Raw genomic sequence first — 26565 nt, forward strand, 5'->3', positions numbered from 1 at the left:
GATGATCGAAATGCCGCCGCTCAAGTTCGTGCAGACGAACGGAATCCGCATGGGTTATTACGAGGCGGGTCCGGTCTCCGACACCCCGCCGATGGTGCTGTGCCATGGCTGGCCGGAGCTCGCCTTTTCCTGGCGCCATCAGATCAAGGCGCTGAGCGAGGCCGGAATCCGGGTGATCGCGCCGGACCAGCGCGGTTATGGCGCGACCGACCGGCCCGAGCCGGTCGAGGACTACGATATCGAGCACCTGACCGGCGACCTCGTCGGTCTGCTCGATCATCTCGGGATCGACAAGGCGATCTTCGTCGGCCACGACTGGGGCGGCTTCATCGTCTGGCAGATGCCGCTGCGGCATATCGGCCGCGTCGCCGGCGTGGTCGGCATCAATACCCCCCATACCAACCGGGCCTGGGCCGATCCGATCGAACTCCTGCGCGCGCGGTTTGGCGACAAGATGTACATCGTGCAGTTCCAGGACCCGTCGCGTGAAGCCGACAGGATTTTCGGCAGCCGCGTCGAGCAAACCTTCGATGCATTCATGCGCAAGCCGGCGCCGCGCCCGCCCGATGCGCCGGCGGAGGAAGTGATTGCCGGCGTGGGCGCTTCGCCGCGGGTCAATCTGGCGTTTCCGCAGATGATTGCGGCCTATGACGCCAAGCACGATCCGCGTACGCCGATCCTGTCGCCGGAAGAGAAGAAGGTGTTTGTCGACAATTTCACCAGGACCGGCTTCACCGGCGGCATCAACTGGTACCGCAACATGTCGCGCAACTGGATACGCTCCGAAGGACTCGATCATACGGTACGCGTGCCGTCGCTGATGATCATGGCCGAGAACGACGCGGTGCTGCCGCCGTCTTCCGCCGATGGCATGGACAAGCTGATTCCCGATCTCGAAAAATATCTGGTCCGCGACAGCGGCCATTGGACGCAGCAGGAGAAGCCGGACGAGGTCAGCGCCAAGCTGATCGAATGGCGTAGAAGGCGGTTTGGGTGACGATGCCGTCGTCAGTGTAAATGGAACGTCATTCCGGGGCGCCCGAAGGGCGAACCCGGAATCTCGAGATTCCGGGTTCGATGCTGCGCATCGCCCCGGAATGACGCGATCAGGGGGAAGCGCACGTCAATGTCATCCAAGAACCGTCTGGACCCGATCCCGCAGCCGCCGACCAAGCCGGTGGTCGGCAATATGCTGTCGCTGGACTCGGCGGCTCCGGTGCAGCACCTGATGCGGCTCGCCAAGGAGCTCGGCCCGATCTTCTGGCTCGACATGATGGGCTCGCCGATCGTCGTCGTCTCCGGCCACGATCTCGTCGACGAGCTGTCCGACGAGAAGCGCTTCGACAAGACGGTGCGCGGCGCGCTGCGGCGCGTGCGTGCGGTCGGCGGCGACGGCCTGTTCACCGCCGACACCAGGGAGCCGAACTGGAGCAAGGCGCACAACATCCTGCTCCAGCCGTTCGGCAACCGAGCGATGCAGTCCTACCACCCGAGCATGGTCGACATCGCCGAGCAGCTCGTCCAAAAATGGGAGCGGCTCAACGCCGACGACGAGATCGACGTCGTCCACGACATGACCGCCCTGACGCTGGACACGATCGGCCTGTGCGGCTTCGAGTACCGATTCAATTCGTTCTACCGGCGCGACTACCATCCCTTCGTCGAGTCGCTGGTGCGCTCGCTCGAAACCATTATGATGACGCGGGGTCTGCCGTTCGAGCAGATCTGGATGCAGAAGCGGCGCAAGACCCTCGCTGAAGACGTCGCCTTCATGAACAAGATGGTCGACGAGATCATCGCGGAGCGCCGCAAGAGCGCGGAGGGGATTGACGACAAGAAGGACATGCTCGCGGCGATGATGACCGGCGTCGACCGCTCGACCGGCGAGCAGCTCGACGACGTCAACATCCGCTACCAGATCAACACGTTTTTGATCGCCGGCCACGAGACGACAAGCGGCCTGTTGTCCTACACGCTCTATGCGCTCTTGAAGCATCCCGACATCCTCAAGAAGGCCTATGACGAGGTCGATCGCGTCTTCGGTCCAGATGTCAACGCGAAGCCGACCTATCAGCAGGTGACGCAGCTCACCTACATCACGCAGATCCTGAAAGAGGCGCTGCGGCTGTGGCCGCCGGCGCCGGCCTACGGCATCTCACCGCTCGCGGACGAAACCATCGGCGGCGGCAAGTACAAGCTCAGGAAGGGCACGTTCATCACCATTCTGGTGACGGCGCTGCATCGCGATCCCTCCGTCTGGGGGCCGAATCCCGATGCCTTCGATCCCGAAAATTTCAGTCGCGAGGCGGAGGCCAAGCGGCCGATCAATGCCTGGAAGCCGTTCGGCAACGGTCAGCGCGCCTGCATCGGCCGCGGCTTTGCCATGCACGAGGCGGCGCTCGCGCTCGGCATGATCCTCCAGCGTTTCAAGCTGATCGACCACCAGCGCTATCAGATGCACCTGAAGGAAACCCTGACGATGAAGCCGGAGGGCTTCAAGATCAAGGTTCGTCCGCGCGCCGATCGCGAGCGCGGTGCCTATGGCGGGCCTGTCGCGGCTGTGTCCTCGGCGCCGCGAGCACCGCGTAAGCCGACGGCGCGGCCCGGCCACAACACGCCGATGTTGGTGCTGTACGGCTCCAATCTCGGCACCGCCGAAGAACTCGCGACACGCATGGCCGACCTCGCCGAGATCAACGGCTTTGCCGTGCATCTCGGGGCGCTCGACGAATACGTCGGCAAGCTGCCGCAGGAGGGCGGCGTGCTGATCATCTGCGCCTCCTATAACGGAGCGCCGCCGGACAATGCGACGCAATTCGTCAAATGGCTCGGCAGCGACCTGCCCAAGGATGCCTTTGCCAATGTGCGCTACGCCGTGTTCGGCTGCGGCAACAGCGACTGGGCCGCGACCTATCAATCGGTGCCGCGCTTCATCGACGAGCAATTGTCGGGGCATGGCGCGCGCGCGGTCTATCCGCGCGGCGAAGGCGATGCGCGCAGCGATCTCGACGGCCAGTTCCAGAAATGGTTCCCGGCAGCTGCCCAGGTCGCGACCAAGGAGTTCGGCATCGACTGGAACTTCACCCGCACCGCGGAGGACGATCCGCTCTACGCGATCGAGCCTGTCGCGGTGACTGCCGTCAACACCATCGTGGCCCAGGGCGGCGCGGTGGCGATGAAGGTGCTGGTCAATGACGAGCTTCAGAACAAGAGCGGGTCCAATCCGTCGGAGCGCTCGACGCGCCATATCGAGGTGCAGCTGCCGTCCAACATCACCTACCGCGTCGGCGATCATCTGAGCGTCGTTCCGCGCAACGATCCGACGCTGGTGGATTCGGTCGCCCGCCGCTTCGGCTTCCTGCCGGCCGACCAGATCAGGCTTCAGGTGGCCGAAGGCCGCCGTGCCCAATTGCCGGTCGGCGAGGCCGTGTCGGTCGGCCGCCTGCTCAGCGAGTTCGTCGAGCTGCAGCAGGTGGCGACGCGAAAGCAGATCCAGATCATGGCCGAGCACACGCGCTGTCCAGTCACCAAGCCGAAGCTGCTGACCTTCGTCGGCGAGGAGGCCGAGCCGGCCGAGCGCTATCGCACCGAGATTCTGGCGAGGCGCAAATCGGTGTACGATCTACTGCTCGAATATCCGGCCTGCGAATTGCCGTTCCACGTCTATCTGGAAATGCTCTCGCTGTTGGCGCCGCGCTATTACTCGATCTCTTCCTCGCCTTCGGTCGATCCGGCGCGGTGCAGTATCACGGTCGGCGTCGTCGAGGGGCCGGCCGCTTCCGGGCGCGGCGTCTACAAAGGCATCTGCTCGAACTATCTCGCCAACCGGCGCGCGAGCGATGGGATCTACGCGACGGTGCGCGAGACCAAGGCCGGCTTCCGGCTCCCGGACGATTCATCCGTGCCGATCATCATGATCGGCCCGGGCACGGGACTGGCGCCGTTCCGCGGCTTCCTCCAGGAGCGCGCCGCGCGCAAGGCGAAAGGCGCTTCGCTTGGCCCGGCCATGCTGTTCTTCGGCTGCCGCCACCCCGATCAGGATTTTCTCTACGCCGACGAGCTGAAGGCGCTGGCGGCAAGCGGCGTCACCGAGCTCTTCACCGCGTTCTCGCGCGCGGCCGGACCGAAGACCTATGTGCAGCATGTGCTCGCGGCGCAGAAGGACAAGGTCTGGCCGCTGATCGAGCAGGGCGCCATCATCTACGTCTGCGGCGACGGCGGCAAAATGGAGCCCGACGTGAAGGCAGCGCTCGTTGCGATCCGTCGCGAGAAGAGCGGTAGCGATGCCGCCACGGCCGCGCGCTGGATCGAGGAGATGGGCGCGACGAATCGCTATGTGCTCGACGTCTGGGCGGGCGGTTAGGCCGGGCTACGAAGCAAATCGTGCTAAAGCTCTCCCATGATTCCCTGGGAAAAGACCGACACCGCCAAAGTCCCCGGCTCCGACGAAGAGCTCCGTCTGATGCGGCGGGGCAAGGAGTTCTCCATCAAGCTCGGCACCAACGAGCTGATGAACAATCGCCTGTCGGGCTCCGAGGCCGCACTTGCGACGCTGGCGGCGAAGCAGATCGAGACGGTCGGAAAGCCCGTCGTCCTGATCGGCGGCCTCGGCATGGGCTTTACGCTGCGTGCGGCGCTGGCCGTGCTTGGAGCTAAGGCGAAGATCGTGGTGTCCGAGCTCGTGCCGGCGGTGGTTGCCTGGGCGCGAGGTCCGATGGCGGAGGTTTTTGGCGACAGCCTCGACGATCCCCGTGTCAAGATCCGGGAGACCGACGTTGGAGAAATCATCCGCGCGCAGCGATCGGCCTTCGATGCCATCCTCCTCGACGTCGACAACGGGCCGGAGGGGCTGACCCGGAAGGGCAATGATGCGCTCTACAACGCGGGCGGGTTGAAGGCGGCCAAGACGGCGCTGCGGCCGGGCGGCGTGCTCGCCGTCTGGTCGTCGGGGCCCAACCCGGCATTCACCAGGCGCCTTAGGAGCGCCAGCTTCGACGTGAATGAAGTCAGTGTCCGCGCAACCGGCAGAGGCGGCGGCGCGCGTCATGTGATCTGGATCGCGCGGAAGAGCTAGGCGGTTCTTTTGCGCTGCGCTTGATCCGGCCTGCGCATCCACAATGTCAGAATCGTAAGGTGGGCAAAGCGACTTGTCCGCCGTAGCTCGAAGAGCGTAGGCGGAAGCGTGCCCACCAGTCTAGTTAGAGGTGTCGATGGTTGGTGGGCACGGCCCGCGAAGGGCGCGCCTTTGCCCACCCTACGAGCTAGAACATCGTGTTGTTGTTCGCGGGATTTTCGGGGATCGGCTGTACGACGTCCCAGTGCTCGACGATCTTGCCGCTCTCCAGCTTGAAGATGTCGACGATCGCGTTGCCCCTTGTGCCGGGCTCGCGAACCGCGTGCACGTGGAGAATGACATAGTCGCCGTCGGCGAAGGAGCGTTTGATCTCGCTGTGCGAGTTCGGAAACTTTTCACGAAGGAAGCCGATGAACTTCCGAAAGCCGTCCGGACCATCGGCTGCATTTGGATTGTGCTGCACATAGCGGTTGCCCATATAGGCGATGGCCGCATCGGCGTCCTTCTGATTGAGGCCCTTCTCGTAGAAGGCAAGCACGGCGGTACGGTTGGCTTCTTCTTGCGCGCTGGCCGCGCTTGCGGCGCCGTTGCCGAGGAACAGCATGAGAATGGAGGCCGCAATCATTGCGACCGGCCGGACGATGGGATGCATGTGAACTCCGAGAGGCCGCAGCCTCTTTCTCTTGCGACTGAGGGAGGCCTGTATAGCTTCCGTGCCGGCGTGCGTTAAGAGAGTAACCGGCAGCTCACATGGTTACCGTGAGGAGACTGCTCGCGTCGGGTCTACGCCGCCTGTGCTGCCGCTCCATGCGCGTGCTTGTCGATGGCGCCGATAATCTTGGGCCAGAAACGCATCGGCAGCGCGTGGCCCATGCCTTCGACCATCAACAGCTTCGCGCCTGGAATTGATGCTGCCGTGTCCTTGCCACCTTCGGGATGGACCAGGGGATCAACCGTGCCGTGGATCACCAGCGTCGGCGTCTTCATGGCATGCAGCCGCTCCTTGCGGCTGCCCGAGGCAAGCACGGCGCGGAGCTGCCGGCCGACACCGGCCGGATTGAGCCCGCGCGCGAACACGCGCTCGGCACGATCAGGGTCGAGTGCTTCCTCTTCCGGAAAGGCCCCGGCGCGCAACACCTTCCAGGTCTGGCCGTAGCGGACGACGAACTCCTCCTTGCTGCGCGGCGGCGGCGCCATCAGCATGGCGGCGGCCTCGCGTGTCGGCGGCGGCACGCGCGGATTGCCCGTCGTCGACATGATCGAGGTCAGCGAGCGAACGCGCTCGGGAAACGACAGCGTCACCTCCTGCGCGATCATACCGCCCATGGAGGCGCCGACCAGATGCGCCGACTTGATGCCGAGCGCGTCCATCAGGCCCACGGTGTCCCTGGCCATGTCGATCAGCTTGTAGGTTGCGGCTACGGGAATCCTGAGGAAGCGGAGCTTCAACAGCTCGAGCGGCGTCAGCCGCTTGCCGCCCGCGAGATGGCTCGACTTGCCGATGTCGCGGTTGTCGAAGCGGATCACGCGAAAGCCGTGCACGGCGAGCTGCTCGCAGAACGCATCGTCCCAATGGATCATCTGCGCCCCGAGCCCCATGATCAGCAGCAGCGGCTCGGCGTTGTCGTTGCCAAAAATCTCGTAGCAAATGTCGATGCCGTTGGCGCGGACGGTCTGGGGCGGCTGATGGGCGTTCACGGGCGCGGTCCCTCCTGCTGATGATGCTGTATCGCACGGTTTCCCGCCGCAAAGAAGCGGCGCGCGCATCAGCGCACCCGCTGCTTGCCGGTTGACCGGCACCGCGCAACGGTGTGGTATGGCGAAAAAAGAAGGGCATCGCAGCTCTCGATTTCAGGAGGACGCCGATGGCCGACAAGACCAACGACCCCGTTGCCGTGTGGCAGAAGATGGTTGGCGAGATGGAGAAGGGGTTCAACTCTTTCGCCAATCAAGCCATGTCGTCGCCTGAGTTCTCGCAAGCGATGAATCGGGCCGGCGGCGTTGCTGCAGGTGCTCAGAAGCAGCTCGGCGAGCTCATGGAGAAATACCTTGTCAGCATGAATCTGCCGAGCCGGGAGCAGGTCACGGGTCTTGCGGAACGGCTGCAGTCGATCGAGGTCCAGATCGGCGAGATGAAGTCGATGCTGAGCCAGATGGCGGCAGGTTCCGGACTGTCGCAAGGCTTCGACGGTGCGCCGCGGCCGCCGCGGACGAAACGCCCGCCCTCCGAAGGCGGAGAGCCCAAATGAACGCGCCGACGGGACTTGATTTCGCCTCCATCCCGGAGCGCATCCAGTCCGAGGTGCAGCGCGCAATCCAGCGCAGCATCAAGGGCGTCGAATATTTCTCGACCTCCGGCCCGACGCTAGGCTCGACGCCGAAAGACGTGCTGCATTCACGCGGCACGATGAGCCTCTACCACTATCGGCCGATGTCGGACGAGATCTACCGGGTGCCGGTGCTGATCGTGATGGCGACCACCAATCGAGGCTACATCCTCGACCTCGTGCCCGGCCAGAGCTTCATCGAGTTCCTCCTGAGGCGCGGCTACGACGTCTACATGCTCGACTGGAGCGCGCCGCGTCCGGAAGAGAAGAGCCTGCGCATGGAGGACTACGTCCTCGACTTTATCCCGGATTGCGTCCGCCGCGTGCAGCAGGATTCCGGCGAGCAGGACGTCTCCGTCATCGGCTACTGCTTCGGTGGCGTGCTGTCGCTGCTCTACGGCTCGATCCACAAGGACGGGCCAATGAAGAACTTGATCTGCTTCACTACGCCGATCGACTTCCGCGAGATGAAGCTGTTCTCCAATTTCTCCGACCGCCGCTATTTCGACGTCGATCGCCTTGTCGACAGCATCGGCAACGTGCCGCCGGAGATGATCCTGTCCTCGTTCGAGATGCTGCGCCCGGCCTCGCGCACGGTGAGCCAGATCCAGCTCTGGGAAAACATCTGGAACGACGAGTTCGTCAAGTCCTACCGGATGTTCGATCGCTGGGCGACCGATACGCTGCCGCTGGCGGGCGAGTATTTCCGCACCATCACCAAGGACCTGATGTGGGACAACAAGCTGTTCAACGACACCATGTCGGTCGGTGGCCGTGCGGCGAAGCTCGAGGATATCAAGGTGCCGATCCTGCATGCGGTCGCCGAGCACGACCACATCGTGCCCTATGATGCCGCAAAACATTTGATCGCGAAGATTGGATCGGCGGACAAGGAAGAGGTGATGCTGAAGGGCGGGCACGTCTCGCTGGTCGCCGGCGCCAACGCGGTGAAACGGCTGTGGCCGAAACTGGACTCCTGGCTGGGGAAGAGATCGACATGAGTGAGCAGCGTTCCTATCCGCGTCAGGTCAAGACCGACGCCGGCGAGATCGAGATCCGCTTGATGTCGCCTGCGGACGAAGCCGCGGTGCTCGCCTTTGGCAAGGGCCTGCCGACGCACGATCTGCTCTTCCTGCCCCGCAACATCAGCGAGCCAAAAGTGCTCTCGGCCTGGGTCAAGGAGATCGAGCGCGGTGCGATCACGAGCCTGCTCGCCGTGAAGGACGGCAAGGTCGTCGGCTGCGGCACGCTGGTGCGCGATCCGCATTCCTGGTCGCCCCATGTCGGCGAGATTCGCATGGTGGTCTCGCTCGACGTGCGCGGGAAGGGGGTGGGGCGGGCGCTGTCGCAGGAGACCTTTGCGCTCGCGCTCGGCGCCGGCCTGGAAAAGCTCTCGGTCCAGATGACGGTCGACCAGCAGGCGGCGATCGCGGTGTTCGAAAGCCTTGGCTTCAAGGCCGAGGCGCTGCTGCGCGACCACGTCCGCGACGTCGATGGCAAGACCCACGACATTGTCGTGCTCGGCCACAACATCGCGCAGGTCCAGGCCCAGATGGAGGCCTATGGGCTGCCAGGTGCCGTCCAGCTCTAAAGACCGCGATCAGGCACGCCTTCGCCGGGATTGGTGAGGGAGGCATCATATTGCCTCCTGTTAAGGCTGTTCACGATTTCGTGATACTGCAGTGCAATATGAATGTTGCATCGCACAATTAACTATGCCATATAGGCCGTGCCCCGGGCCAATGCGGACGGGGTGAGCCCATAGCTCAGACCATTGAGGATGGAGAGAACCCCATGACCACTGAAACCAACACCGCTTTCGAGGGCTTCAAGGACGCTTTCAAGAACATCCAGAACCTGGAAGTTCCCGAGGCCGCCCGCGAATTCGTCAAGAAGACCGCCAACACCGCCAAGGACCGTGCTGCCGAGGTGTTCGCTGGCTCCGAGCGCGTGACCGCCGCCGTCGAGAACGCGGTGACCGAGTCCGTCACCGAGGCCGGCAAGATCAGCCGCAACATCCAGCAGGCGATCTACGAGGACGCTGAAGCGTTCTTCTCGGGCATCGACAAGCTCGCGTCCGCCAAGTCGTTCAGCGAAGCCGTCGAGATCCAGTCGAGCCTGCTCCGCTCCCGCGGCGAAGCGTTCGTCTCGCGCGCCAAGGCGACCACCGACTATCTCGGCAAGCTCGCCGCCAATGGTGCGAAGTCCGCTCAGGACAACTTTGCCAAGGTCTACAACAAGACCGCCTGATTGCGCGTCGCGTTGATAAACTGAATTTTGAGGCCCGCTTCGGCGGGCCTTGTTTTTTGCGCCGCCGTCATCGTCGGTCGTCATTCCGGGTCCGGTCCTGCGGATCGTCCCGGAATGACGTAAGCTCGGTGAATCATGACTTCTCCCGCCACCTTCTCCTTCGACACTCCCGGTGACGCCGAGCGGGCGGCCGAGTTGCGCCGCGTGAAAGCATTGGCGACGCTGGTGCTGGCCTCGATGCTGGCCTTGTTCGTCGTCGCGAAATGGCTTTTGCCCGTGCATCCTGTGTTCGGCTTCATCGCGGCCTTCGCAGAAGCCGCGACCATCGGCGGCCTCGCTGACTGGTATGCCGTGGTCGCGCTGTTCAAGCGGCCGCTCGGCCTGCCGATCCCGCATACCGCGATCATCCAGAGCAACCAGGCCCGCATCGCCGACAAGCTCGGCGAGTTCATCCAGGTGCATTTTCTCGAGGCCGGACCCGTCGAGGCCAAGCTGAACGAGATCGATTTCGGCTCCTTCGTTGCCGACTGGCTGCGCGATCGCAAGCGCAGCGAGGATCTCGCGCGCTTCGCGCTGCGTTTGTTGCCGGAGGCCTTCTCCGCGACCGAGACCTCCGGCCTGATGACCTTCATCATCCGCCGCATGTCCTCGCAGCTCCAGGCGATCGACCTCGCGCCGCTCGCCGCCGGCACGCTGCGCGGCTTCGTTGCGGAAGGGCGGCACCAGATCCTGTTCGACGATCTCCTGCGCGTGATGCATGACACGCTGAACCAGAAAGAGACGATGGCGATGATCCGCGAGAAGGTGCGCGCGGAGTTGCCGACCCTGCTCAGGCTCTACCGCGCCGACAAGTTTCTGGTGAACAAGATCGTGGCGTCGGCCACGGCCTTCTTCAACGAGGTGCGCAGCGATCCCAAGCATCCGTTCCGCGGCGAGTTCGATCGCATGGTGCTGACCTTCGTCGACCGGCTCGGCACCGACCAGGCCTACATCGATCGCATCGACGGCCTGAAACGCGATCTGCTGGCGCGGCCCGAGCTTGCAGATCTCGCCCGCACCGTCTGGGCCAACACGCGCTCCTTCATCGAGCGCAGCGCCTCCGGCGAGACACAGGTGCTTCAGCATCATCTCGTCGGCATGTTCGTCGCCGCGGGCGAGGCGCTCGCCGGCGATGCCGAACTGCGCGGCGAGATCAACAAGGGTCTGGTGACGGTGCTGCGCAGCTTCGTCGCCGACCAGAAGAGCGGCGTCTCCACCTTCATCTCCGACCAGGTCAAGGCCTGGGATATGGCGCAGCTGATTTCGCTGATCGAAATCAACATCGGCCGTGACCTGCAATACATCCGCTTCAACGGCTCGCTGATCGGCGGGCTGGCCGGACTTGCGCTCTACTCCGTAGAATTCCTGCTTCGATTGCTGTGACTTTTGCGTCACTGACGTTAGCATTAACGCGCGGGCCTATTGTGGCCCCGCGTCTCTCCCGCTTGAATGTCGGGCACCGGCCGCCTAGCTGATTCATGTTGCGCTGCGGAACGTTCAAGAAGCCGGCGTATTGGAATTCATGCCCATTTGCCGGCATCGCGGCCGGCGCCGTCCCAAGGGAAACATTGATGACCGCTACTGCCCAGACGCTGCGTCCGCCGTCCCGTACCCTGATGTTTCTGGAAGGGCGCGCGATCCACGAGTTCGGCGCATTCCTCGGCGCGCTGCCACTGCTGAGCCTCGCGCCGCGCGGCGATGGGCATCCGGTGCTGGTGCTGCCGGGCCTTGTGGCCTCCGACGCGTCCACGCGCGCGCTACGCACCTTTCTGTCAGGCAAGGGCTACGCGGTGAGTGGCTGGCGCCAGGGCCGCAACTATGGCCTGCGTCCGGGCGTGCAGCATGCGATGGTCGACCTGGTCCAGGAGCTCAGCGACACGCATGGCCGCAAGATCAGCCTGGTCGGCTGGAGCCTCGGCGGCCTCTATGCGCGCCAGCTCGCCAAGATGATGCCCGAGCGCGTGCGTCAGGTGATCACCCTCGGCAGCCCCTTTGCCGGCGATCCGCATTCCACCAATGCCTGGCGTGTCTATGAATGGGCGAGCGGGCAGAAGGCCGATCAGGTCGATCCGCGCTTCGGCGGCGAACTCGCCGTTCCGCCGCCGGTGCCGACCACCGCCATCTTCAGCCGCACCGACGGCGTCTGCGCCTGGCAGGGCTGCATGGAGAAGTCCGGCGCGCAGACCGAGAGCATCGAGATCGAGAGCAGCCATTGCGGCATGGGGCATCACCCGGCTGCGGTTTACGCTGTCGCCGACCGGCTTGCGCAGAAGGAAGGCCAGTGGAAGCCCTTCGACCGCAGCGGCTGGCGCAGCCTGGCGTATCCCGATCCGCATAGGTAGCTTCTTTGCCTCTCCCCGCGTGCGGGGAGAGGCCGACACGCGAAGCGTGGCGGGTGAGGGGGCTATCCGCGAGTCCGTCTGTTACCTTTATTGCTGAGGCAGCCCCTCACCCCAACCCTCTCAGCGCGAACGAAGGTCGTCGCGGCCCCGTAAGAACGGGGAGAGGGAGAGTAACAGCGTCGCTCCCGTCCATTGTCGCGCCTGCACCAAACGCGCTATGCCTCGCACATGGCGCATCCGCTCTCCCGCATCATCGATCAGCTCAAGCGCGAACCGTCGCGCACCGGCTCCATCGTCATCACCGTGTTCGGCGACGCCATCGTGCCGCGCGGGGGCTCGGTGTGGCTCGGCACGCTGCTGGAGTTCTTCGAACGCCTGGACATCGACAGCGGTGTGGTGCGCACCGCGATGTCGCGCCTGGCGGCTGACGGCTGGCTGACGCGTGAAAAGGTCGGCCGCAACAGTTTCTATCGTCTCGCCGACAAGGGTCACCAGACCTTCGAGGCCGCGACGCGCCACATCTACGATCCGCCGCCGTCGGACTGGACCGGGCGTTTCGAGCTGCTGCTGATCAATGGCGAGGACCGCGACGCCTCGCGCGAGGCGCTGCGCAATGCCGGCTTCGGCAGTCCGCTGCCCGGCGTGTGGGTTGCGCCGTCGGGCGTGCCGGTGCCGGACGAGGCTGCGGGCGCTATCCGTCTCGAGGTCTCCGCGGAGGACGACAGCGGGCGCCGGCTGCTCAGCGCGAGCTGGCCGCTCGATCGCACCGCGGATGCCTATCTGAAATTCATGAAGACGTTCGAGCCGCTGCGCGCCGCGATCGGCCGCGGAACGACTCTCTCCGACGCCGACGCCTTCACCGCGCGGATCCTGCTGATCCACCACTATCGCCGCGTCGTGCTGCGCGATCCGCTGCTGCCCGAGAGCCTGCTGCCTGCGGATTGGCCGGGCAGGGCCGCCCGCGAACTCTGCGGCGAGATCTATCGCGCGCTGCTTGCTCCGTCCGAACAATGGCTTGATGGCCATGGAACCAATGAAAAAGGGCCATTGCCGGCGGCGCGAAAACTCCTGGAACGAAGGTTCGGCGCCTGATCTTTATGTTACAGAAATATCTTGCATGACGTAATTTCTGTTATATATTATCTCCCAATAAAACGGGAGGATGCGCATGTACACCCAGGCGCTGAACACGGCCGAGACCGACGATCGCGGTCTTGAGGACGCAGGCAGGGCTGCGCAGTTCCAGGCCCGCATCGATGCGGAGGAACGCATCGAGCCGAACGACTGGATGCCGGCGGCCTATCGCAAGACGCTCACCCGCCAGATCTCCCAGCACGCCCATTCCGAAATCGTCGGCATGCTGCCCGAAGGCAACTGGATCACGCGTGCGCCGACCTTGCGCCGCAAGGCCGCGCTGCTCGCCAAGGTGCAGGACGAGTGTGGCCACGGGCTCTATCTCTATGCCGCCGCAGAAACGCTTGGCGCCTCGCGCGAGGAGCTGGTCGATGCCATGCTCGCCGGCAAGGCCAAGTACTCGTCCATCTTCAACTATCCGACGCTGACCTGGGCCGACATCGGCACCATCGGCTGGTTGGTGGACGGCGCCGCGATCATGAACCAGATCCCGCTGTGCCGCTGCTCCTACGGTCCCTATGCGCGCGCGATGATCCGCGTCTGCAAGGAGGAATCGTTCCACCAGCGCCAGGGCTACGAGATCATGCTGACGCTGTGCCGCGGCTCGGACGAGCAGAAGGCGATGGCGCAGGATGCGCTGAACCGTTGGTGGTGGCCGGTGCTGATGATGTTCGGTCCGCCCGATGCCACGAGCCAGCACAGCGACACCTCGACGAAGTGGAAGATCAAGCGCTTCTCCAATGACGAGCTGCGCCAGAAATTCGTCGATGCCACCGTGCCGCAGGCGCAATATCTCGGCCTCACCATTCCCGATCCCGGCATGACGCAGGATGCCGAGGGGCACTGGCGCTACAGCGAGATCGACTGGACCGAATTCAAGCAGGTTCTTGCCGGCAACGGCCCCTGCAATCGGGATCGCATGGCGGCGCGCCGCAAGGCGCACGAGGAGGGGGCCTGGGTGCGCGAAGCCGCCGCCGCCTATGCCGCGAAGCGCGCGCGTCGCCAGACCGCGCAAGCAGCCGAGTAAGGAGATCACGATGGCCACGCCGAACACGCCGCTGTGGGAAGTCTTCATCCGCAGCCGCAACGGGCTCGCGCACAAGCATGTGGGATCGCTGCATGCCAACGATGCCACCATGGCCCTCCAGGCCGCCCGCGACATCTACACCCGCCGCGGCGAGGGCCTGTCGATCTGGGTCGTGCCGTCCACCGCGATCACCGCGAGCGATCCGGCCGAGAAGGGCATGATGTTCGAGCCGGCGGAGTCAAAGATCTACCGGCACCCGACGTTCTATGAGGTCCCCGAAGAAGTGGGGCACATGTAATGTCCGTCGCCAACACCCAGGTCTCCGAAACACCGCTGGTGCTCTACGCCCTGCGCCGCGCCGACGATGCGCTGATCCTCGGTCACCGGCTGTCGGAATGGTGCGGGCATGCGCCGATGCTGGAAGAGGACATGGCGCTCTCCAACATCGCGCTCGACCTCATCGGCCAGGCGCGCGAGCTCTACACCTATGCCGCCAAGGTCGAAGGCAAGGACAATGACGAGGACAAGCTCGCATACCTGCGTGACGTCAGGCAGTACCGCAACCTGCTGCTGGTCGAGCAGCCCAACGGCGACTTTGCCCAGACACTGGTGCGGCAGTTCTTCTATTCCGCCTTCGCCGACCTCTACTGGCGCGCGATGATGACCTCGCGCGACACGACGCTCGCCGCCATTGCCGCCAAGTCCGAGAAGGAGAGCGCCTACCATTTACGTCACGCCTCGGAATGGATCATCCGGCTCGGCGACGGCACGGACGAGAGCCATCGACGAGCGCAAGCCGCGATTGATCATCTCTGGGCCTTCACCGGTGAGATGTTTGCCGTCGACGACGGCGAGCGCGCCCTGATCCATGCGGGTGTCGCCATCGATCCCGGTATCTTGCGCGGTCGTTGGCTGAAGATGCTTTCCGATGTCGTCAGCGAGGCTACGCTCGAGCTGCCGCAGAACGACTGGATGCAGCAGGGCGGCCGCGCGGGCCGGCACAGCGAGCACCTCGGCCATCTCCTGTCGGAGCTGCAATCGATGCAGCGTACCTTCCCGGGGCAGACATGGTGACGGTGCTAGAGAGCGGTGCCGATCTACGTCAGCGCGCCTGGGATGCTGCGGCGAGCGTGGTCGACCCGGAAATCCCGGTGCTGACGATCGCCGATCTCGGCGTACTGCGCGACGTCGTTCTCGACGGCGACCATGTCGAGGTCGCGATCACCCCGACCTATTCGGGCTGCCCGGCCATGAACATGATCGCGCTCGAAATCGAGGTCGCGCTGGAGCGCGCCGGCTTCCATCGTCCGAAGGTCCGCACGGTGTTGTCGCCGGCCTGGACCACCGACTGGATGAGCGAGGAGGGGCGGCGGAAGCTGCGCGCCTACGGCATCGCGCCGCCACAGGCTTCGAACTCGCGCCGCGCGCTGTTCGGCGAGCAGTCTGTCGCGTGTCCGCAATGCGGTTCTGACAAGACCGAGCTGTTGTCCGAATTCGGCTCGACCTCCTGCAAGGCGCTCTGGCGCTGCAAGGCCTGCCGCGAACCCTTCGATTACTTCAAGTGTCATTGATCATGTCAGCAGCCGCACCGCGCTTCCATCGCCTGGCCGTCAACGATCTCCGCCGCGAGGCCTCGGACGCCATTTCGGTGACCTTCGCCATCCCCAGCGAACTCGCCAGCGATTACGCTTTCACGCCCGGGCAGTACCTGACGCTCCGCACGATGCTGGACGGTGAAGAGGTGCGCCGCTCCTACTCCATCTGCTCCGGCCCCGACGACGGCGAGATCCGCATCGCGGTGAAGAAGGTCGATGGTGGTGCGTTTTCGAGCTGGGCCGCCGATGAACTCAAATGCGGCGACGAACTCGACGTGATGACGCCGACGGGCCGCTTCGGCGCTGTCGCGCCGGCCGATACGGGGCGGATCCATGTCGGCTTTGCCGCCGGCTCCGGCATCACGCCGATCCTGTCGATCGTGAAGGGCGTGCTCGCCCGCGAACCGGATAGCCGCTTCTTCTTGTTCTACGGCAATCGCTCGACCGACAACATCATGTTCCTCGAGGCGCTCGAGGAGCTCAAGGATCGCTTCATCGACCGCCTCTCGATCTTCCACGTCATCTCCGGCGAGGAGCAGGACATCCCGATCCTGCATGGCCGGCTCGACGGCGACAAGGTGAGGGTGCTGCTGCGCTCGCTGGTGCCGGCGGGAAGCGTCGATCACGTCTTCATCTGCGGTCCGTCTGGCATGAGCGAGGACATCGAGGCGACCTGCCGCGATCTCGGTATCGCCGAGGAGCGCATCCACGTCGAGCGCTTCGTCTCGGAATTCGGCGGCAAGCCGCGGCCGAAGAAGGCTGTTGCACCCGACGCGCCACCGAAGGCGATCGCGTCGCTGATCATCGACGGCAAGCGCCGCGACGTGCCGGTCGCCGAGGACGAAGCGATCCTCGATGCCGCGCTGCGCGCCGGCGTCGATCTGCCCTTCGCCTGCAAGGGCGGCATGTGCTCCACTTGCCGCGCCAAGCTGGTCGAGGGCGAGGCGCCGATGGACATCAACTATTCGCTGGAGCCGTGGGAGCTGAAGGCCGGCTTCGTCCTGACCTGCCAGGCGAAGCCGTCGTCGGAGCGGGTCGTGGTCGACTATGACCATGTCTGATCGGCCGTATCAGTGCCCCACGATGCAAATGCGTCGCATTATTTGACAGCTCGAACCAACCAGCAGAACATCATGTGCAGGAAATTGACCGGGAGAAGCGCGTGAACGTCAAAGCCGCCCTGTCGCCTGAGGATATTGCCCGCGCCTGCGCCGATGCGATGTGGGCGGAGGACGATGCCTCCAAAGGTCTCGGCATGGAGATCGTCGAAATCGGCCCGGGCTTCGCGACGCTGGCCATGGCGGTGCGGCCGGACATGGTCAATGGCCAGCGCATCGCCCATGGCGGCTTCATCTTCACGCTCGCAGATTCCGCCTTTGCGTTTGCATGCAACTCGCACAATGAGCGCGTGGTCGCGGCACAGGGCCAGATCACCTTCATCACGCCCGGCAGGCTCGGCGATCGTCTCGTCGCGAAGGCAAGAGAGGTCACCCGCAGCGGCCGCTCCGGCATCTACGATGTGCGCGTCACCGCCGGCGACACCGTTATTGCAGAATTCCGCGGGCATTCGCGCGTCATTCCCGGCACGTGGCTGCCGGCACACGACCAATAAAGAAAAGAACAGACCAATGTGGGGAAACGAGGATGGCTCTGACCAGGCTCAAGGAAGGTGGCACCACCTATCGCGCCGAAATGGATGCGTATGAGCGCGCCTCACGTGACGAGATCATGGCGCTGCAGAAGCAGCGGCTGGGCTGGTCGCTGAAGCACGCCTACGACAACGTCGCGCATTATCGCAAGGCCTTCGACAAGGCCGGCGTGCATCCGTCCGACTTTCGCGAGCTCTCCGATCTCGCGAAGTTTCCGTTCACGGTGAAAACGGATTTGCGCGACAATTATCCTTTCAACATGTTCGCTGTGCCGCGCGAAAAGCTGGTGCGCGTGCATGCCTCCTCCGGCACGACAGGTAAGCCGATCGTCGTGGGCTACACCCAGCGCGATATCGACACTTGGTCGGAAGTCATGGCGCGTTCGATCCGCGCTGCCGGCGGCCGCACCGGCATGATCATCCACAACGCCTACGGATACGGCCTCTTCACCGGCGGGCTTGGCGTGCACTACGGTGCCGAAAAGCTCGGCTGCACGGTAGTGCCGATCTCCGGCGGCATGACCGAGCGGCAGGTGCAGCTCATCAACGATTTCCGCCCCGACATCATCACGGTGACGCCGAGCTACATGCTGGCGATTTTCGACGAGTTCAAGCGCCAGAAGCTGGATCCACGCCAGTGTTCGCTCAAGGTCGGCATCTTCGGCGCCGAGCCCTGGACCAATGCGATGCGCGGCGAGATCGAGGACGCCTTCGACATGGATGCGACCGACATCTATGGCCTCTCCGAGGTGATCGGTCCCGGCGTCGCGCAGGAATGCATCGAGACCAAGGACGGCCTGCACATCTGGGAGGACCATTTCTATCCCGAAGTGATCGACCCCGAGACGGGCGCGGTGCTGCCAGATGGCGAGAAGGGCGAGCTGGTGTTCACCTCGCTCACCAAGGAAGGTTTTCCGGTGATCCGCTATCGCACCCGCGACCTGACGCGGCTGTTGCCGGGCACGGCGCGGCCGGGCATGCGGCGGATGGAGAAGGTAACGGGCCGCTCGGACGACATGATCATCCTGCGCGGCGTCAATCTGTTCCCGACCCAGATCGAGGAGGTGCTGCTGGCCACCGACTGGTGCGGCGGCCACTTCATCCTCGAATTGACCCGCGAAGGCCGCATGGACGAACTGACCATCATTGCCGAGGCGCGGCCCGAGAGCTGGGACGGCCGCGGCCTCGTCGACCATGCCGACCGGATCTCGACCCACATCAAGAACACGATCGGCATCAGCTCCAACGTGCGGGTGGTTGCGCCCGCCACGCTCGAGCGCTCGCTCGGCAAGGCCAGGCGGCTCTACGACAAGCGCCCGAAGGATTGACTTGACCACCCGTAAGGGCGACAAGGCCCGCGAGAAATCGCGGGTCTTTCCATGTCGCCAGCCGATCCCAAAGCCGTCCAAGCGCGCTGTGTGCGCCTCAATGCCAAGGCCGAGAACGCGGCCGCGCTTGCGCCGGTTGTCGAGCGTCAGACGATCACGCGGGGGCCAAACGATCTCCTGATCGAGGTGAAGGCGGCTGCCGTCAATCCGTCCGACGTCAAGGCCGCGACCGGGCTGATGCCCTATGCCGTGTTTCCGCGCACGCCGGGCCGCGACTACGCCGGCGTGGTGATCGATGGACCGGCCGGCACGGTCGGCCGCGAGGTGTTCGGTTCCTCCGGCGATCTCGGTATCCGCCGCGACGGCACCCACGCAACCCATCTCGTCGTCGAGGCCGATGCTGTCGTGGAGAAACCCAGGACGGTGTCCTGGGAGGAGGCTGCCGGCATCGGCGTTCCCTTTGTCACCGCGATGGAGGGCTTTCGCCGCGCCGGCGTGCCGAAGGCCGGCGAGACCGTTCTGGTGTTGGGCGTCAATGGCAAGGTCGGCCAGGCCGCGGTGCAGATCGCGACCTGGCAGGGCGCGCGCGTCATCGGCGTGGTGCGCAAGGCCGAGACCTATGAAGGCCATAGCAACGCGTCCATCGAGGTGATCGATGCCTCCGCGACCGATGTCGCCACGCGGGTGCGCGACGTGACCGCCGGGAAGGGCGCCGACATCGTCTTCAACACGGTCGGCGATCCCTATTTCCAGGCCGCGCACAAGTCGCTCGCCTTGCGCGGCCGCCAGATCCTGATCGCCGCGATCGACCGCATCGTGCAGTTCAACATTCTCGAATTCTACAGAGGCCAGCACACTTACGTCGGAATCGACACGCTCGGCTTGTCCTCGACGGCGACTGGTGCGGTGCTGCGTGACCTCGGCCCCGGCTTTGCGGGCGGGCACCTCAAACCGTTTCCGATCAAGGCGAACGCCGTCTATCCGCTGGAGCGCGCCAAGGAAGCCTATGTCGCGGTCGCTGGCTCCTCGCGTGACCGCGTGATCCTGAAGCCGTGACGATGGAATCCACGCAACTCGTCATCCTCGCCGGCCTCGTCATCGGCCTGATCTACGGCGCCGTGGGTCTGCTGAGCGGCTTCTGCCTGATGAGCAGCATGCGCGGCCTTCTGGCGGAAGGAGACGGCCGGCTGGTGCGGTCCTATGCGCTGGCGATCGCTGTCGCGATCGCCGCAAGCCAGCTCCTGGCCGGCAGCGGCGCCGTCGATCTCGGCAAGTCGATCTACCTGCAACAATCCTTCTCGGCGCCGGTGCTGTTCCTCGGTGGCCTGCTGTTCGGCTACGGCATGGTGCTGTCGAACGGCTGCGGCTCGCGCGCTCTGGTGCTGCTCGGCCGCGGCAATCTCCGTTCCTTCGTGGTGGTGATCGTGCTCGCCATCGCCGCGCAGATGACGCTCAAGGGCCTGGTTGCACCGGCGCGCATTGCGCTGGTCCAGGCCTCGCAAGCCACGGTCAACACGAATTCGCTGCCGTCGCTGCTGGCGGCGTTCGGTCCCTCTGAGGCTCTCTCGCGCGCGATTGCCGCTGCCGTGATCGTCGTCGCGTTGACCCTGTTTGCGTTCGCCCAACCGACATTCCGCCGTTCGCCCGGCCAGATCGCGGCAGGAATCATCGTCGGCGTCCTCGTCGCCGGCGGCTGGTTCGTCACCGGCTATCTTGGCGCCGACGACTTCAATCCCGTCCCGGTGACCTCGCTCACCTTCGTCGCGCCGATCGCAGATGCCCTGCAATATGCCATGCTATCGACCGGCCTGACGCTCAATTTCGGCGTCGCGACGGTTGCCGGCGTCTTCGCCGGCAGTCTGGTGACGGCACTCGCTACTGGCCGCTTCAAGCTCGAAGGCTATTCATCGCCGCGCCATATGCTGCGCTCGGCGGGCGGCGCCGCGCTGATGGGGATCGGCGGTGTGATGGCGTTCGGCTGCTCGATCGGACAGGGGCTTACCGGCGTGTCGACGCTGGCGCTGGGCTCGTTCGTTGCGCTCGCCGGCATCCTGCTCGGCACGACAGCGGGCCTGCGCGGCGCGCTTCGCGTTCAACCTTTCGCGATGGCCTGACTGCGCAGCAGGCGATCCCCGAGCGTTGCCAGGCCGATGCCGGCGACGATCAGTCCGGCCGCGACAGCAAGGCTCAAGTCGATCGGCTCGCCCAGCAGGACCGCCGCACTGGCGATGCCGACGAGTGGCGTCGCCGTGGTGCCGAGCGACGTCGTCAGCGCCGAGATGCTCTTGTTGACCATCGACATCGCCCAATAGGCAAGCGCCGTCCCGATCAGGCCGGAATAGAGGAACAGCAGCACGAGCCTCCACGACCAATTTACGTGCGGTATGCCATCCACGATTGCCGCGGTGATCGACAGCACCACCGTTGCCACCAACACCTGCCAGATCAGGAGCTGAAGCGGGGAGGCGAGCCAGCGATGCGCGCGAATATAGATGATGTTCGCGGCCCAGCAGATCGCGGCCAGGATGACCATGCCGGCGCCGAGCATGACGTTGCCATTGGTCCAGTCGATCGACGTCGGGTTCAGGATCACGGCAAGGCCAATCAGTCCGAGCAGGGCGCCGGCGACCTTTGGCGCGGTCAGCGTGTCCTTCCCGATCAGGGGCGCGGCGATCGCGACCCAGAGCGGCGTGGTGTAGCCGAGCGCGACGGCCTTGCCCGCGGGCAGAAAGCGCACACCGGCCGCAACCAGGACCGAGAACACCGTCATGTGCAGAAGTGCCACGCTGAGAACCACCGGAATGTCGCGCCGCTCCGGGATCACGAGATTGTTGCTCAGTCCAAGGATCACGAACAAGGCAGCCAGGGCGATCCAGCTGCGGATCGCCGAAGTCCACAGAGGCGAAAGGAACTGGACGAGCTGCTTCGTCACCGACCAGTTCACACCCCAGGCCAGCAGGACGATCAGGAACAGGCCGACGGCCGCGCGGGGTGACAGGGAGTTCATCTCGGAGGTCCTTGAAGCAGTCTGGCCTCGCGGATAGCATCCGGGCTGGCACCTGGAAAAGTGCCAGATCGAGAAGGAATAAGGTGCCAGTTTCAGAAGAGATGATCGCCGGCTTGATCGAGTTGAAGCGGACCGGTGAGGAAGGGCTGATGGCTCAACTGACGAGCCAGCTCAGGGAGCTGATCGGAAGCGGCCGCATCGGCAAGGGCCGCGGGCTGCCGTCGAGCCGACAGCTTGCGAGCGATCTCGGGGTCTCGCGCAACACCGTGACCTATGCGTTCGAGCAGCTTGCCGCCGAAGGGTATTTGGCTGCGTCGCACGGGCGGCGCCCGGTCGTGACGGTCGACGGCGGTGAGCGTATCGAAGCAGCTGGCGCCGCGACATCAGGTGTCCGCTCGGGCACGCCGCGCCTCTCTCCCTGGGCCTCGAAGCTCAAGCAGGCGGACTGGCCGATGTCCTATCTGGCGCAGCTAAAACCGTTGCGCCCTGGGCAAGGTGATTTCAGGGAGTTTCCGAACGAGGTCTGGGCTCGCTGTCTGCGCCGCAGCGCCGTGCGTGCGGCCAGGCGCGATCTCGGCCCCGTCAACCGGCCGCGCTTGCGCGAGGCGCTGGCGCATTATCTGGCGACCAGCAGAGGCGTTCGCGCCACCGCGGACCAGATCATGATCCTGCCGAGCGCACAGGCCGCGCTCACTTTGATCGCGGCTGTCGTCATCACGCAAGGTGACGAGGTCTGGGTCGAGGATCCCGGCTATCCCGGCGCCGCGGCTGCCTTTCGTGCCTCCGGCGCGCGCGTGACCGGCATCAGGCTGGACGAGCAGGGCATGCAGCGGATGCCTGGTGTCGCGGCTCCAACGCTGATCTTCATGACGCCATCGCACCAGCATCCGACCGGGCGGCTGATGTCGCTGGCCCGCCGCACTGAGTTTCTTGGCTTGAGCAGGCCCGGCAAGACCTGGATCGTGGAGGACGATTACGACGGCGAATTCCACTATGACAGCCGGCCGGTGCCGGCCTTGCAGGGGCTCGATACCCATGGCCGCGTGTTCTATGTCGGCACGTTCTCGAAGGCGATGACGTCGGATATCCGGCTCGGCTATCTCGTGGTGCCGCCGGCGCTGGTCAGCGCCCTGGAGATCGCGCAGCGGCATATCGGGCTGATCGCCGCCAGCCATGTCCAGGAAGCGCTGGCCGAGTTCATTGCCGACGGGCATTTTCTCGCGCATCTGCGCCGGATGCGCCGGCTCTATCACGCGCGCCGCGATCATCTCGTCGAGGGACTGGAGCGCCATCTTGGCGAGGTGCTTACGGCCGAGGTGCCCTCGGGCGGCATCCAGCTGGTCGCGCGCCTCAAGCGCGGTCGCGCTGATCAGGCCGCGGTCAAGCGGCTGGTCGCAGCGGGGGTTGAAACGCGCGCCTTGTCCAGCCTTGCGCTCGGCCGGCCGCGCGATCACGGCCTGCTGCTCGGCTTTGCAGCATGGCGCGAGAACGAGATCAGCGCCGCCGTGCGGACGATGGCATCGTGCTTCTAGCGCGCCGCGTTAGTCCATGGCCTTGGTCACGATGCGGATCTCGGAGGTCAGAGTGCGGTGCACCGGGCACTTGTCGGCGATCTCCATCAGCTTCTTGCGCTGCTCGGCGTCGAGCGCACCGTCCATCGCGATGTCGCGCTCGATCTGGTCGAGCATGCCCTCGCGCGTCTCGCATTCCGCACAATCCCTGGCGTAGATCTTGGAATGTTTCAGCGTGACCGTGACGCGGTCGAGGGGCAGCGATTTACGGTCGGCATACAGGCGCATGGTCATGGAGGTGCAGGCACCTAAGCCTGCGAGCAGGAAATCGTAAGGTCCAGGTCCGGCATCCTCGCCGCCGGCGGCGACCGGCTCGTCCGCCACGAGGCGATGCGGGCCGATGGAAATGATCTGGTTGAACTTGCTCTTGCGGGTCTCCTGAACCACGACCTTGCGCGGCGCCTCCGTGAGATCCATCGCTTTGGCAGGCTTTGCGGCGTCGATATACCGGCTTGCCCAAGCCGCGATCACGTCGGCCGCATAGAGCGCGTCGGCCGGCCTGGTGAGGAGATGGTCGGCGTGGTCGAGCGAGACGAAGCTCTTGGGATGCTTGGCCGCGACGAAGAGCTTGGTCGCATTGTCGATGCCCACGGTATCGTCGAGCGGCGAGTGCATCACCAGCAGCGCCTTGTGCAGGCCGGTGACGTCCTTCATCAGCTCATGCTCGGCGATGTCTTCGAGGAATTCGCGCTTGATACGGAATGGACGCCCGGCAAGCGACACTTCGACCTCGCCCTGTGCGCGGATCGCGTCAACATGTTCCCTGAACAGGCCGGTGACGTGGGTGGGGTCAGATGGCGCTGCAATGGTCACCACCGCTTTCGCCTCGGGAACTTTGCTGGCCGCGGCCAGAATCGCAGCGCCGCCGAGGCTATGGCCGATCAGGATCGAGGGTGCCTTGCGCGTCGAACGCAGATGATCGGCCGCGCGCACGAGGTCGGCGACGTTCGAGGAGAACGTCGAATTGGCGAAATCACCCTCGCTGGAGCCGAGCCCGGTGAAGTCGAAACGCAGCACCGCGATGCCCTTGGCGGCGAGCGCGACCGAGATGCGCTTGGCCGCCAGCGTGTCCTTGCCGCAGGTGAAGCAGTGTGCGAACAACGCGAAAGCCGCGGGCTCGCCGTCCGGCAGCTCCAGCGCGGCCGCGAGCTGATGGCCGCCTTCGCCGGTGAATTGAAAGCGTTCCGTCGGCATGGCCTTCCCCCGTCTCTTGGTTGGACTTAATCGCCTGAATAGCGCTGCTCGGCCCAGGGATCGCCGCGGTTATGATAGCCGCGGACTTCCCAGAAACCCGGTGCGTCCTCGGTCTGGAATTCGATCGCCTGGAGCCATTTGGCGCTCTTCCAGAAATAGAGATGCGGCACGACCAGCCGCACCGGGCCGCCGTGCTCCTCCGTCAGCGGCTGGCCGGACCAGCTATGGGCGAGCAGGGCGTCCTCGGCGGCGAAGTCTTCCAGCGCGAGGTTGGTGGTGTAGCCGTCATAGGAATGCAGGACGACGAAGCGTGCATCCTCGCGCGGCTGGCAGGCCGCGAGCAGCTCGTGCGTGGCGAGGCCTTCCCAAAGGTTGTCGTAGCGCGACCAGGTCGTCACGCAGTGGATGTCGGAGGTGAACTGGACCTGCTTCTGCGCAGTGAACTCGGCGAAGGTCCAGAACACGGGATGTTCGATCGCGCCGTAGACGTCGAGCCGCCAGCGATCACGTGAGACCGGTGGCACGACTCCGAGGTCGAGCACCGGCCAGTCTTTCGTGAGGTGCTGGCCCGGCGGTAGCCTTTGATCTTCCGGACGCGTGATCTTGCCCGTGAGGAAGCGGCCCTCGCGCGCCCATTTCTCCTTGGTGCGCGTCAGCTTGCTGTCGGGCGGCTCGTTGTCGTCGGCCATCAGCTTACTCGTGGCGATGCATTGCGGAGGCGTGCTTGGTGTCGCGCATGGTGGAATAGATGATCAGCGACAGGCAGATGACGCCGCTGAGGTAGAAGTAGAACCATTCCTCGTGCCCGATGCTCTTGAAGTAGAGCGCGATCGCGGGTGCCGTGCCGCCGAAAATCGAGACCGTGATCGCATAGGGCAGGCCGACGCCGAGCGCGCGGACATTGGTCGGGAACAGCTCGGCCTTCACCACGGCGTTGATCGAGGTGTAGCCGGCGACGAACAGCCAGGCACAGCAGATCAGGATGAAGGCCATGAAGGGCGACTTCGTCTCCTTCAGTGTCATCAGCAGCGGCACGGTCGCCAGCGTACCGGCGACACCGAAGAAGATCAGCAGCGGCTTGCGGCCGATCTTGTCGGAGATCGCACCGTAGATCGGCTGCAGGATGGTCGCGAAGATCAGCGTGCCGAAGATCACGAAGGTGGTCTGGTCTTCGGTGAGCCCGACCGAGAGCTTGACGAAGGTCTGCATGTAGGTGGTGAAGGTGTAGAACGCGGCGGTACCGCCGGCGGTGAGACCCACCACCAGGAGCAGCTCGCGTGGGTAGCGCAGTAAATTGGTGATCGAACCGGTCGGCTTCACCACCTTTTTGGCTTCCTCGAAGGCCTCAGTCTCGTGCAGATTGCGCCGCATCACCGCGGCAAAAATCGCGAGCGCCGCGCCGATCGCAAACGGGATGCGCCAGCCCCAGGCCTTCAGCTCGTCGGGCGTCAGGAAGACCTTTTGCAGGAGCAGCAGCACGATGATTGCGGTGAGCTGACCGCCGATCAGGGTGACGTATTGGAAGCTGGAATAGAAGCCGCGGTGCTTGGGATCGGCGACCTCGCTGAGATAGGTGGCGCTGGCGCCATATTCGCCGCCGAGGCTGAGGCCCTCGATCACGCGGGCGAGCGCCAGGATCGCCGGCGCGGCGAACCCGATCGTGGCATAGGTCGGCGTCACCGCGATGATCAGCGAGCCGAAGCACATGAAGACGACGGACAGCGTCAGCGAGATACGGCGGCCGAAATGGTCGGCAAGGTAGCCGAAGAACCAGCCGCCGAGGGGACGCATCAGGAAGGTCGCCGCGAATACGACGGCGACGTTCAATTGCTGCACGACCGGGTCGTTGCCGGGGAAGAAGGCCGGGGCGAAATAGAGCGCGAACGCCGTATAGGCGTAGAAATCGTACCATTCGACGAGATTGCCGATCGAGCCGATGAAGATCGCCTTGATCCGCCGCTCGGCGTCGGCGACGTCAAAATGCTCGGAGGCCGGTTTGATTACTTGGTCTGTCACGTCCGGCCTCTCT

Annotated in this window: 26 protein-coding genes; 20 read left to right on the plus strand and 6 right to left on the minus strand. The window is 64.7% G+C overall.

The features are described from left to right. Nucleotide 1: 1 nt before the first annotated feature. From WN73_RS43445 to WN73_RS43455, 3 genes are all read left to right on the plus strand, one after another. Entirely contained in the window at nt 2-997 is a 996-nt protein-coding gene (locus WN73_RS43445) for an alpha/beta fold hydrolase (RefSeq protein ID WP_028172427.1), read from the plus strand. 129 nt (nt 998-1126) lie between these two features. Further along, a complete protein-coding gene (locus WN73_RS43450; RefSeq protein WP_028172426.1) occupies nt 1127-4363 on the plus strand; it encodes a bifunctional cytochrome P450/NADPH--P450 reductase in 3237 nt (1078 codons plus the stop codon). 36 nt (nt 4364-4399) lie between these two features. Beyond that, entirely contained in the window at nt 4400-5074 is a 675-nt protein-coding gene (locus tag WN73_RS43455; RefSeq protein WP_028172425.1) for a spermidine synthase, read from the plus strand. 187 nt (nt 5075-5261) lie between these two features. Here the strand turns inward: WN73_RS43455 and WN73_RS43460 are convergent, their stop codons facing one another. Both WN73_RS43460 and WN73_RS43465 read right to left on the minus strand, forming a co-directional pair. Then, nucleotides 5262-5726: a nuclear transport factor 2 family protein gene (locus WN73_RS43460; protein ID WP_028172424.1), complete on the minus strand. Its 465-nt coding sequence runs from the start codon at nt 5724-5726 to the stop codon at nt 5262-5264. Between the two features lie 131 nt (nt 5727-5857). Beyond that, complete coding sequence (locus WN73_RS43465; RefSeq protein ID WP_028172423.1) at nt 5858-6772, minus strand: alpha/beta fold hydrolase; 915 nt, start codon at nt 6770-6772, stop codon at nt 5858-5860. Between the two features lie 167 nt (nt 6773-6939). Here WN73_RS43465 and WN73_RS43470 point away from each other — a divergent pair, with 167 nt between their 5' ends. From WN73_RS43470 to WN73_RS43545, 16 genes are all read left to right on the plus strand, one after another. Then, on the plus strand, nt 6940-7323 hold the full coding sequence (locus WN73_RS43470) for a hypothetical protein (RefSeq protein ID WP_028172422.1): 384 nt from the start codon (nt 6940-6942) through the stop codon (nt 7321-7323). Further along, entirely contained in the window at nt 7320-8402 is a 1083-nt protein-coding gene (locus tag WN73_RS43475) for a PHA/PHB synthase family protein (RefSeq protein WP_011085669.1), read from the plus strand. The genes WN73_RS43470 and WN73_RS43475 overlap by 4 nt, the downstream gene beginning before the upstream one ends. Next, the gene (locus WN73_RS43480; protein ID WP_028172421.1) at nt 8399-8992 is read left to right on the plus strand and encodes a GNAT family N-acetyltransferase; all 594 of its coding nucleotides are present in this window, start codon (nt 8399-8401) and stop codon (nt 8990-8992) included. Before WN73_RS43475 ends, WN73_RS43480 begins: the two co-directional genes overlap by 4 nt. Nucleotides 8993-9195: 203 nt before the next feature. Further along, nucleotides 9196-9651, plus strand: coding sequence for a phasin (locus tag WN73_RS43485; RefSeq protein ID WP_011085671.1), 456 nt, complete (start codon nt 9196-9198; stop codon nt 9649-9651). Between the two features lie 135 nt (nt 9652-9786). Continuing rightward, nucleotides 9787-11073: a DUF445 domain-containing protein gene (locus tag WN73_RS43490; protein WP_011085672.1), complete on the plus strand. Its 1287-nt coding sequence runs from the start codon at nt 9787-9789 to the stop codon at nt 11071-11073. 188 nt (nt 11074-11261) lie between these two features. Next, a complete protein-coding gene (locus WN73_RS43495) occupies nt 11262-12032 on the plus strand; it encodes a lipase family alpha/beta hydrolase (RefSeq protein WP_028172420.1) in 771 nt (256 codons plus the stop codon). Nucleotides 12033-12260: 228 nt separating this feature from the next. Continuing rightward, complete coding sequence (paaX, locus tag WN73_RS43500) at nt 12261-13124, plus strand: phenylacetic acid degradation operon negative regulatory protein PaaX (protein ID WP_271558391.1); 864 nt, start codon at nt 12261-12263, stop codon at nt 13122-13124. A 76-nt stretch (nt 13125-13200) separates the two neighbouring features. Further along, on the plus strand, nt 13201-14193 hold the full coding sequence (gene paaA, locus WN73_RS43505; protein WP_028172418.1) for a 1,2-phenylacetyl-CoA epoxidase subunit PaaA: 993 nt from the start codon (nt 13201-13203) through the stop codon (nt 14191-14193). A gap of 10 nt (nt 14194-14203) precedes the next feature. After that, entirely contained in the window at nt 14204-14491 is a 288-nt protein-coding gene (gene paaB / locus WN73_RS43510) for a 1,2-phenylacetyl-CoA epoxidase subunit PaaB (protein WP_014496929.1), read from the plus strand. Beyond that, entirely contained in the window at nt 14491-15267 is a 777-nt protein-coding gene (gene paaC, locus WN73_RS43515) for a 1,2-phenylacetyl-CoA epoxidase subunit PaaC (RefSeq protein ID WP_028172417.1), read from the plus strand. The genes paaB and paaC overlap by 1 nt, the downstream gene beginning before the upstream one ends. After that, complete coding sequence (gene paaD, locus WN73_RS43520) at nt 15261-15764, plus strand: 1,2-phenylacetyl-CoA epoxidase subunit PaaD (protein ID WP_028172416.1); 504 nt, start codon at nt 15261-15263, stop codon at nt 15762-15764. The genes paaC and paaD overlap by 7 nt, the downstream gene beginning before the upstream one ends. A 2-nt stretch (nt 15765-15766) precedes the next feature. Then, complete coding sequence (gene paaE, locus WN73_RS43525; protein WP_028172415.1) at nt 15767-16849, plus strand: 1,2-phenylacetyl-CoA epoxidase subunit PaaE; 1083 nt, start codon at nt 15767-15769, stop codon at nt 16847-16849. A gap of 101 nt (nt 16850-16950) precedes the next feature. Next, entirely contained in the window at nt 16951-17400 is a 450-nt protein-coding gene (paaI, locus tag WN73_RS43530) for a hydroxyphenylacetyl-CoA thioesterase PaaI (protein ID WP_028172414.1), read from the plus strand. 32 nt (nt 17401-17432) lie between these two features. Further along, nucleotides 17433-18764: a phenylacetate--CoA ligase PaaK gene (paaK, locus tag WN73_RS43535; protein ID WP_028172413.1), complete on the plus strand. Its 1332-nt coding sequence runs from the start codon at nt 17433-17435 to the stop codon at nt 18762-18764. Nucleotides 18765-18815: 51 nt separating this feature from the next. Further along, a complete protein-coding gene (locus tag WN73_RS43540) occupies nt 18816-19820 on the plus strand; it encodes a quinone oxidoreductase family protein (RefSeq protein WP_028172412.1) in 1005 nt (334 codons plus the stop codon). A gap of 2 nt (nt 19821-19822) precedes the next feature. Further along, the gene (locus tag WN73_RS43545) at nt 19823-20878 is read left to right on the plus strand and encodes a YeeE/YedE family protein (RefSeq protein WP_028172411.1); all 1056 of its coding nucleotides are present in this window, start codon (nt 19823-19825) and stop codon (nt 20876-20878) included. Here WN73_RS43545 and WN73_RS43550 read toward each other — a convergent pair. Next, the gene (locus tag WN73_RS43550) at nt 20857-21771 is read right to left on the minus strand and encodes a DMT family transporter (RefSeq protein ID WP_028172410.1); all 915 of its coding nucleotides are present in this window, start codon (nt 21769-21771) and stop codon (nt 20857-20859) included. The two genes, WN73_RS43545 and WN73_RS43550, sit on opposite strands and share 22 nt — an antisense overlap. Nucleotides 21772-21872: 101 nt before the next feature. Between WN73_RS43550 and pdxR the strand changes: the two genes are divergently transcribed. Next, entirely contained in the window at nt 21873-23303 is a 1431-nt protein-coding gene (gene pdxR, locus WN73_RS43555) for a MocR-like pyridoxine biosynthesis transcription factor PdxR (protein WP_028172409.1), read from the plus strand. 9 nt (nt 23304-23312) lie between these two features. On the opposite strand, the gene WN73_RS43560 is transcribed toward pdxR, so the two are convergent. Genes WN73_RS43560 through WN73_RS43570 form a run of 3 tightly spaced genes read right to left on the minus strand, consistent with a single transcriptional unit; the run spans nt 23313 to nt 26552 of the window. Then, nucleotides 23313-24536 (minus strand): bifunctional alpha/beta hydrolase/OsmC family protein, encoded by a 1224-nt coding sequence (locus WN73_RS43560; RefSeq protein WP_028172408.1) that lies wholly within the window; start codon nt 24534-24536, stop codon nt 23313-23315. Nucleotides 24537-24562: 26 nt separating this feature from the next. Beyond that, complete coding sequence (locus WN73_RS43565; RefSeq protein ID WP_011085687.1) at nt 24563-25225, minus strand: sulfite oxidase-like oxidoreductase; 663 nt, start codon at nt 25223-25225, stop codon at nt 24563-24565. A 4-nt stretch (nt 25226-25229) separates the two neighbouring features. Beyond that, entirely contained in the window at nt 25230-26552 is a 1323-nt protein-coding gene (locus WN73_RS43570; protein ID WP_011085688.1) for an MFS transporter, read from the minus strand. Nucleotides 26553-26565: the final 13 nt, after the last annotated feature.

The organism is Bradyrhizobium sp. CCBAU 45394 (assembly GCF_028128655.1).
Taxonomy (GTDB): domain Bacteria; phylum Pseudomonadota; class Alphaproteobacteria; order Rhizobiales; family Xanthobacteraceae; genus Bradyrhizobium; species Bradyrhizobium diazoefficiens.

Excerpts from the sequence above, each read along its gene's own strand:
- WN73_RS43480 (WP_028172421.1), top strand. The coding sequence starts at position 8,399 with ATGAGTGAGCAGCGTTCCTATCCGCGTCAGGTCAAGACCGACGCCGGC.
- WN73_RS43460 (WP_028172424.1), bottom strand. The coding sequence starts at position 5,726 with ATGCATCCCATCGTCCGGCCGGTCGCAATGATTGCGGCCTCCATTCTC.
- WN73_RS43495 (WP_028172420.1), top strand. The coding sequence starts at position 11,262 with ATGACCGCTACTGCCCAGACGCTGCGTCCGCCGTCCCGTACCCTGATG.
- paaA (WP_028172418.1), top strand. The coding sequence starts at position 13,201 with ATGTACACCCAGGCGCTGAACACGGCCGAGACCGACGATCGCGGTCTT.
- pdxR (WP_028172409.1), top strand. The coding sequence starts at position 21,873 with ATGATCGCCGGCTTGATCGAGTTGAAGCGGACCGGTGAGGAAGGGCTG.
- WN73_RS43455 (WP_028172425.1), top strand. The coding sequence starts at position 4,400 with ATGATTCCCTGGGAAAAGACCGACACCGCCAAAGTCCCCGGCTCCGAC.
- WN73_RS43445 (WP_028172427.1), top strand. The coding sequence starts at position 2 with ATGATCGAAATGCCGCCGCTCAAGTTCGTGCAGACGAACGGAATCCGC.
- WN73_RS43485 (WP_011085671.1), top strand. The coding sequence starts at position 9,196 with ATGACCACTGAAACCAACACCGCTTTCGAGGGCTTCAAGGACGCTTTC.
- WN73_RS43540 (WP_028172412.1), top strand. The coding sequence starts at position 18,816 with ATGTCGCCAGCCGATCCCAAAGCCGTCCAAGCGCGCTGTGTGCGCCTC.
- paaC (WP_028172417.1), top strand. The coding sequence starts at position 14,491 with ATGTCCGTCGCCAACACCCAGGTCTCCGAAACACCGCTGGTGCTCTAC.
- WN73_RS43490 (WP_011085672.1), top strand. The coding sequence starts at position 9,787 with ATGACTTCTCCCGCCACCTTCTCCTTCGACACTCCCGGTGACGCCGAG.
- WN73_RS43550 (WP_028172410.1), bottom strand. The coding sequence starts at position 21,771 with ATGAACTCCCTGTCACCCCGCGCGGCCGTCGGCCTGTTCCTGATCGTC.
- paaE (WP_028172415.1), top strand. The coding sequence starts at position 15,767 with ATGTCAGCAGCCGCACCGCGCTTCCATCGCCTGGCCGTCAACGATCTC.
- WN73_RS43560 (WP_028172408.1), bottom strand. The coding sequence starts at position 24,536 with ATGCCGACGGAACGCTTTCAATTCACCGGCGAAGGCGGCCATCAGCTC.
- paaX (WP_271558391.1), top strand. The coding sequence starts at position 12,261 with ATGGCGCATCCGCTCTCCCGCATCATCGATCAGCTCAAGCGCGAACCG.
- WN73_RS43545 (WP_028172411.1), top strand. The coding sequence starts at position 19,823 with ATGGAATCCACGCAACTCGTCATCCTCGCCGGCCTCGTCATCGGCCTG.
- paaB (WP_014496929.1), top strand. The coding sequence starts at position 14,204 with ATGGCCACGCCGAACACGCCGCTGTGGGAAGTCTTCATCCGCAGCCGC.
- WN73_RS43475 (WP_011085669.1), top strand. The coding sequence starts at position 7,320 with ATGAACGCGCCGACGGGACTTGATTTCGCCTCCATCCCGGAGCGCATC.
- WN73_RS43565 (WP_011085687.1), bottom strand. The coding sequence starts at position 25,225 with ATGGCCGACGACAACGAGCCGCCCGACAGCAAGCTGACGCGCACCAAG.
- WN73_RS43470 (WP_028172422.1), top strand. The coding sequence starts at position 6,940 with ATGGCCGACAAGACCAACGACCCCGTTGCCGTGTGGCAGAAGATGGTT.
- paaD (WP_028172416.1), top strand. The coding sequence starts at position 15,261 with ATGGTGACGGTGCTAGAGAGCGGTGCCGATCTACGTCAGCGCGCCTGG.
- paaK (WP_028172413.1), top strand. The coding sequence starts at position 17,433 with ATGGCTCTGACCAGGCTCAAGGAAGGTGGCACCACCTATCGCGCCGAA.
- WN73_RS43450 (WP_028172426.1), top strand. The coding sequence starts at position 1,127 with ATGTCATCCAAGAACCGTCTGGACCCGATCCCGCAGCCGCCGACCAAG.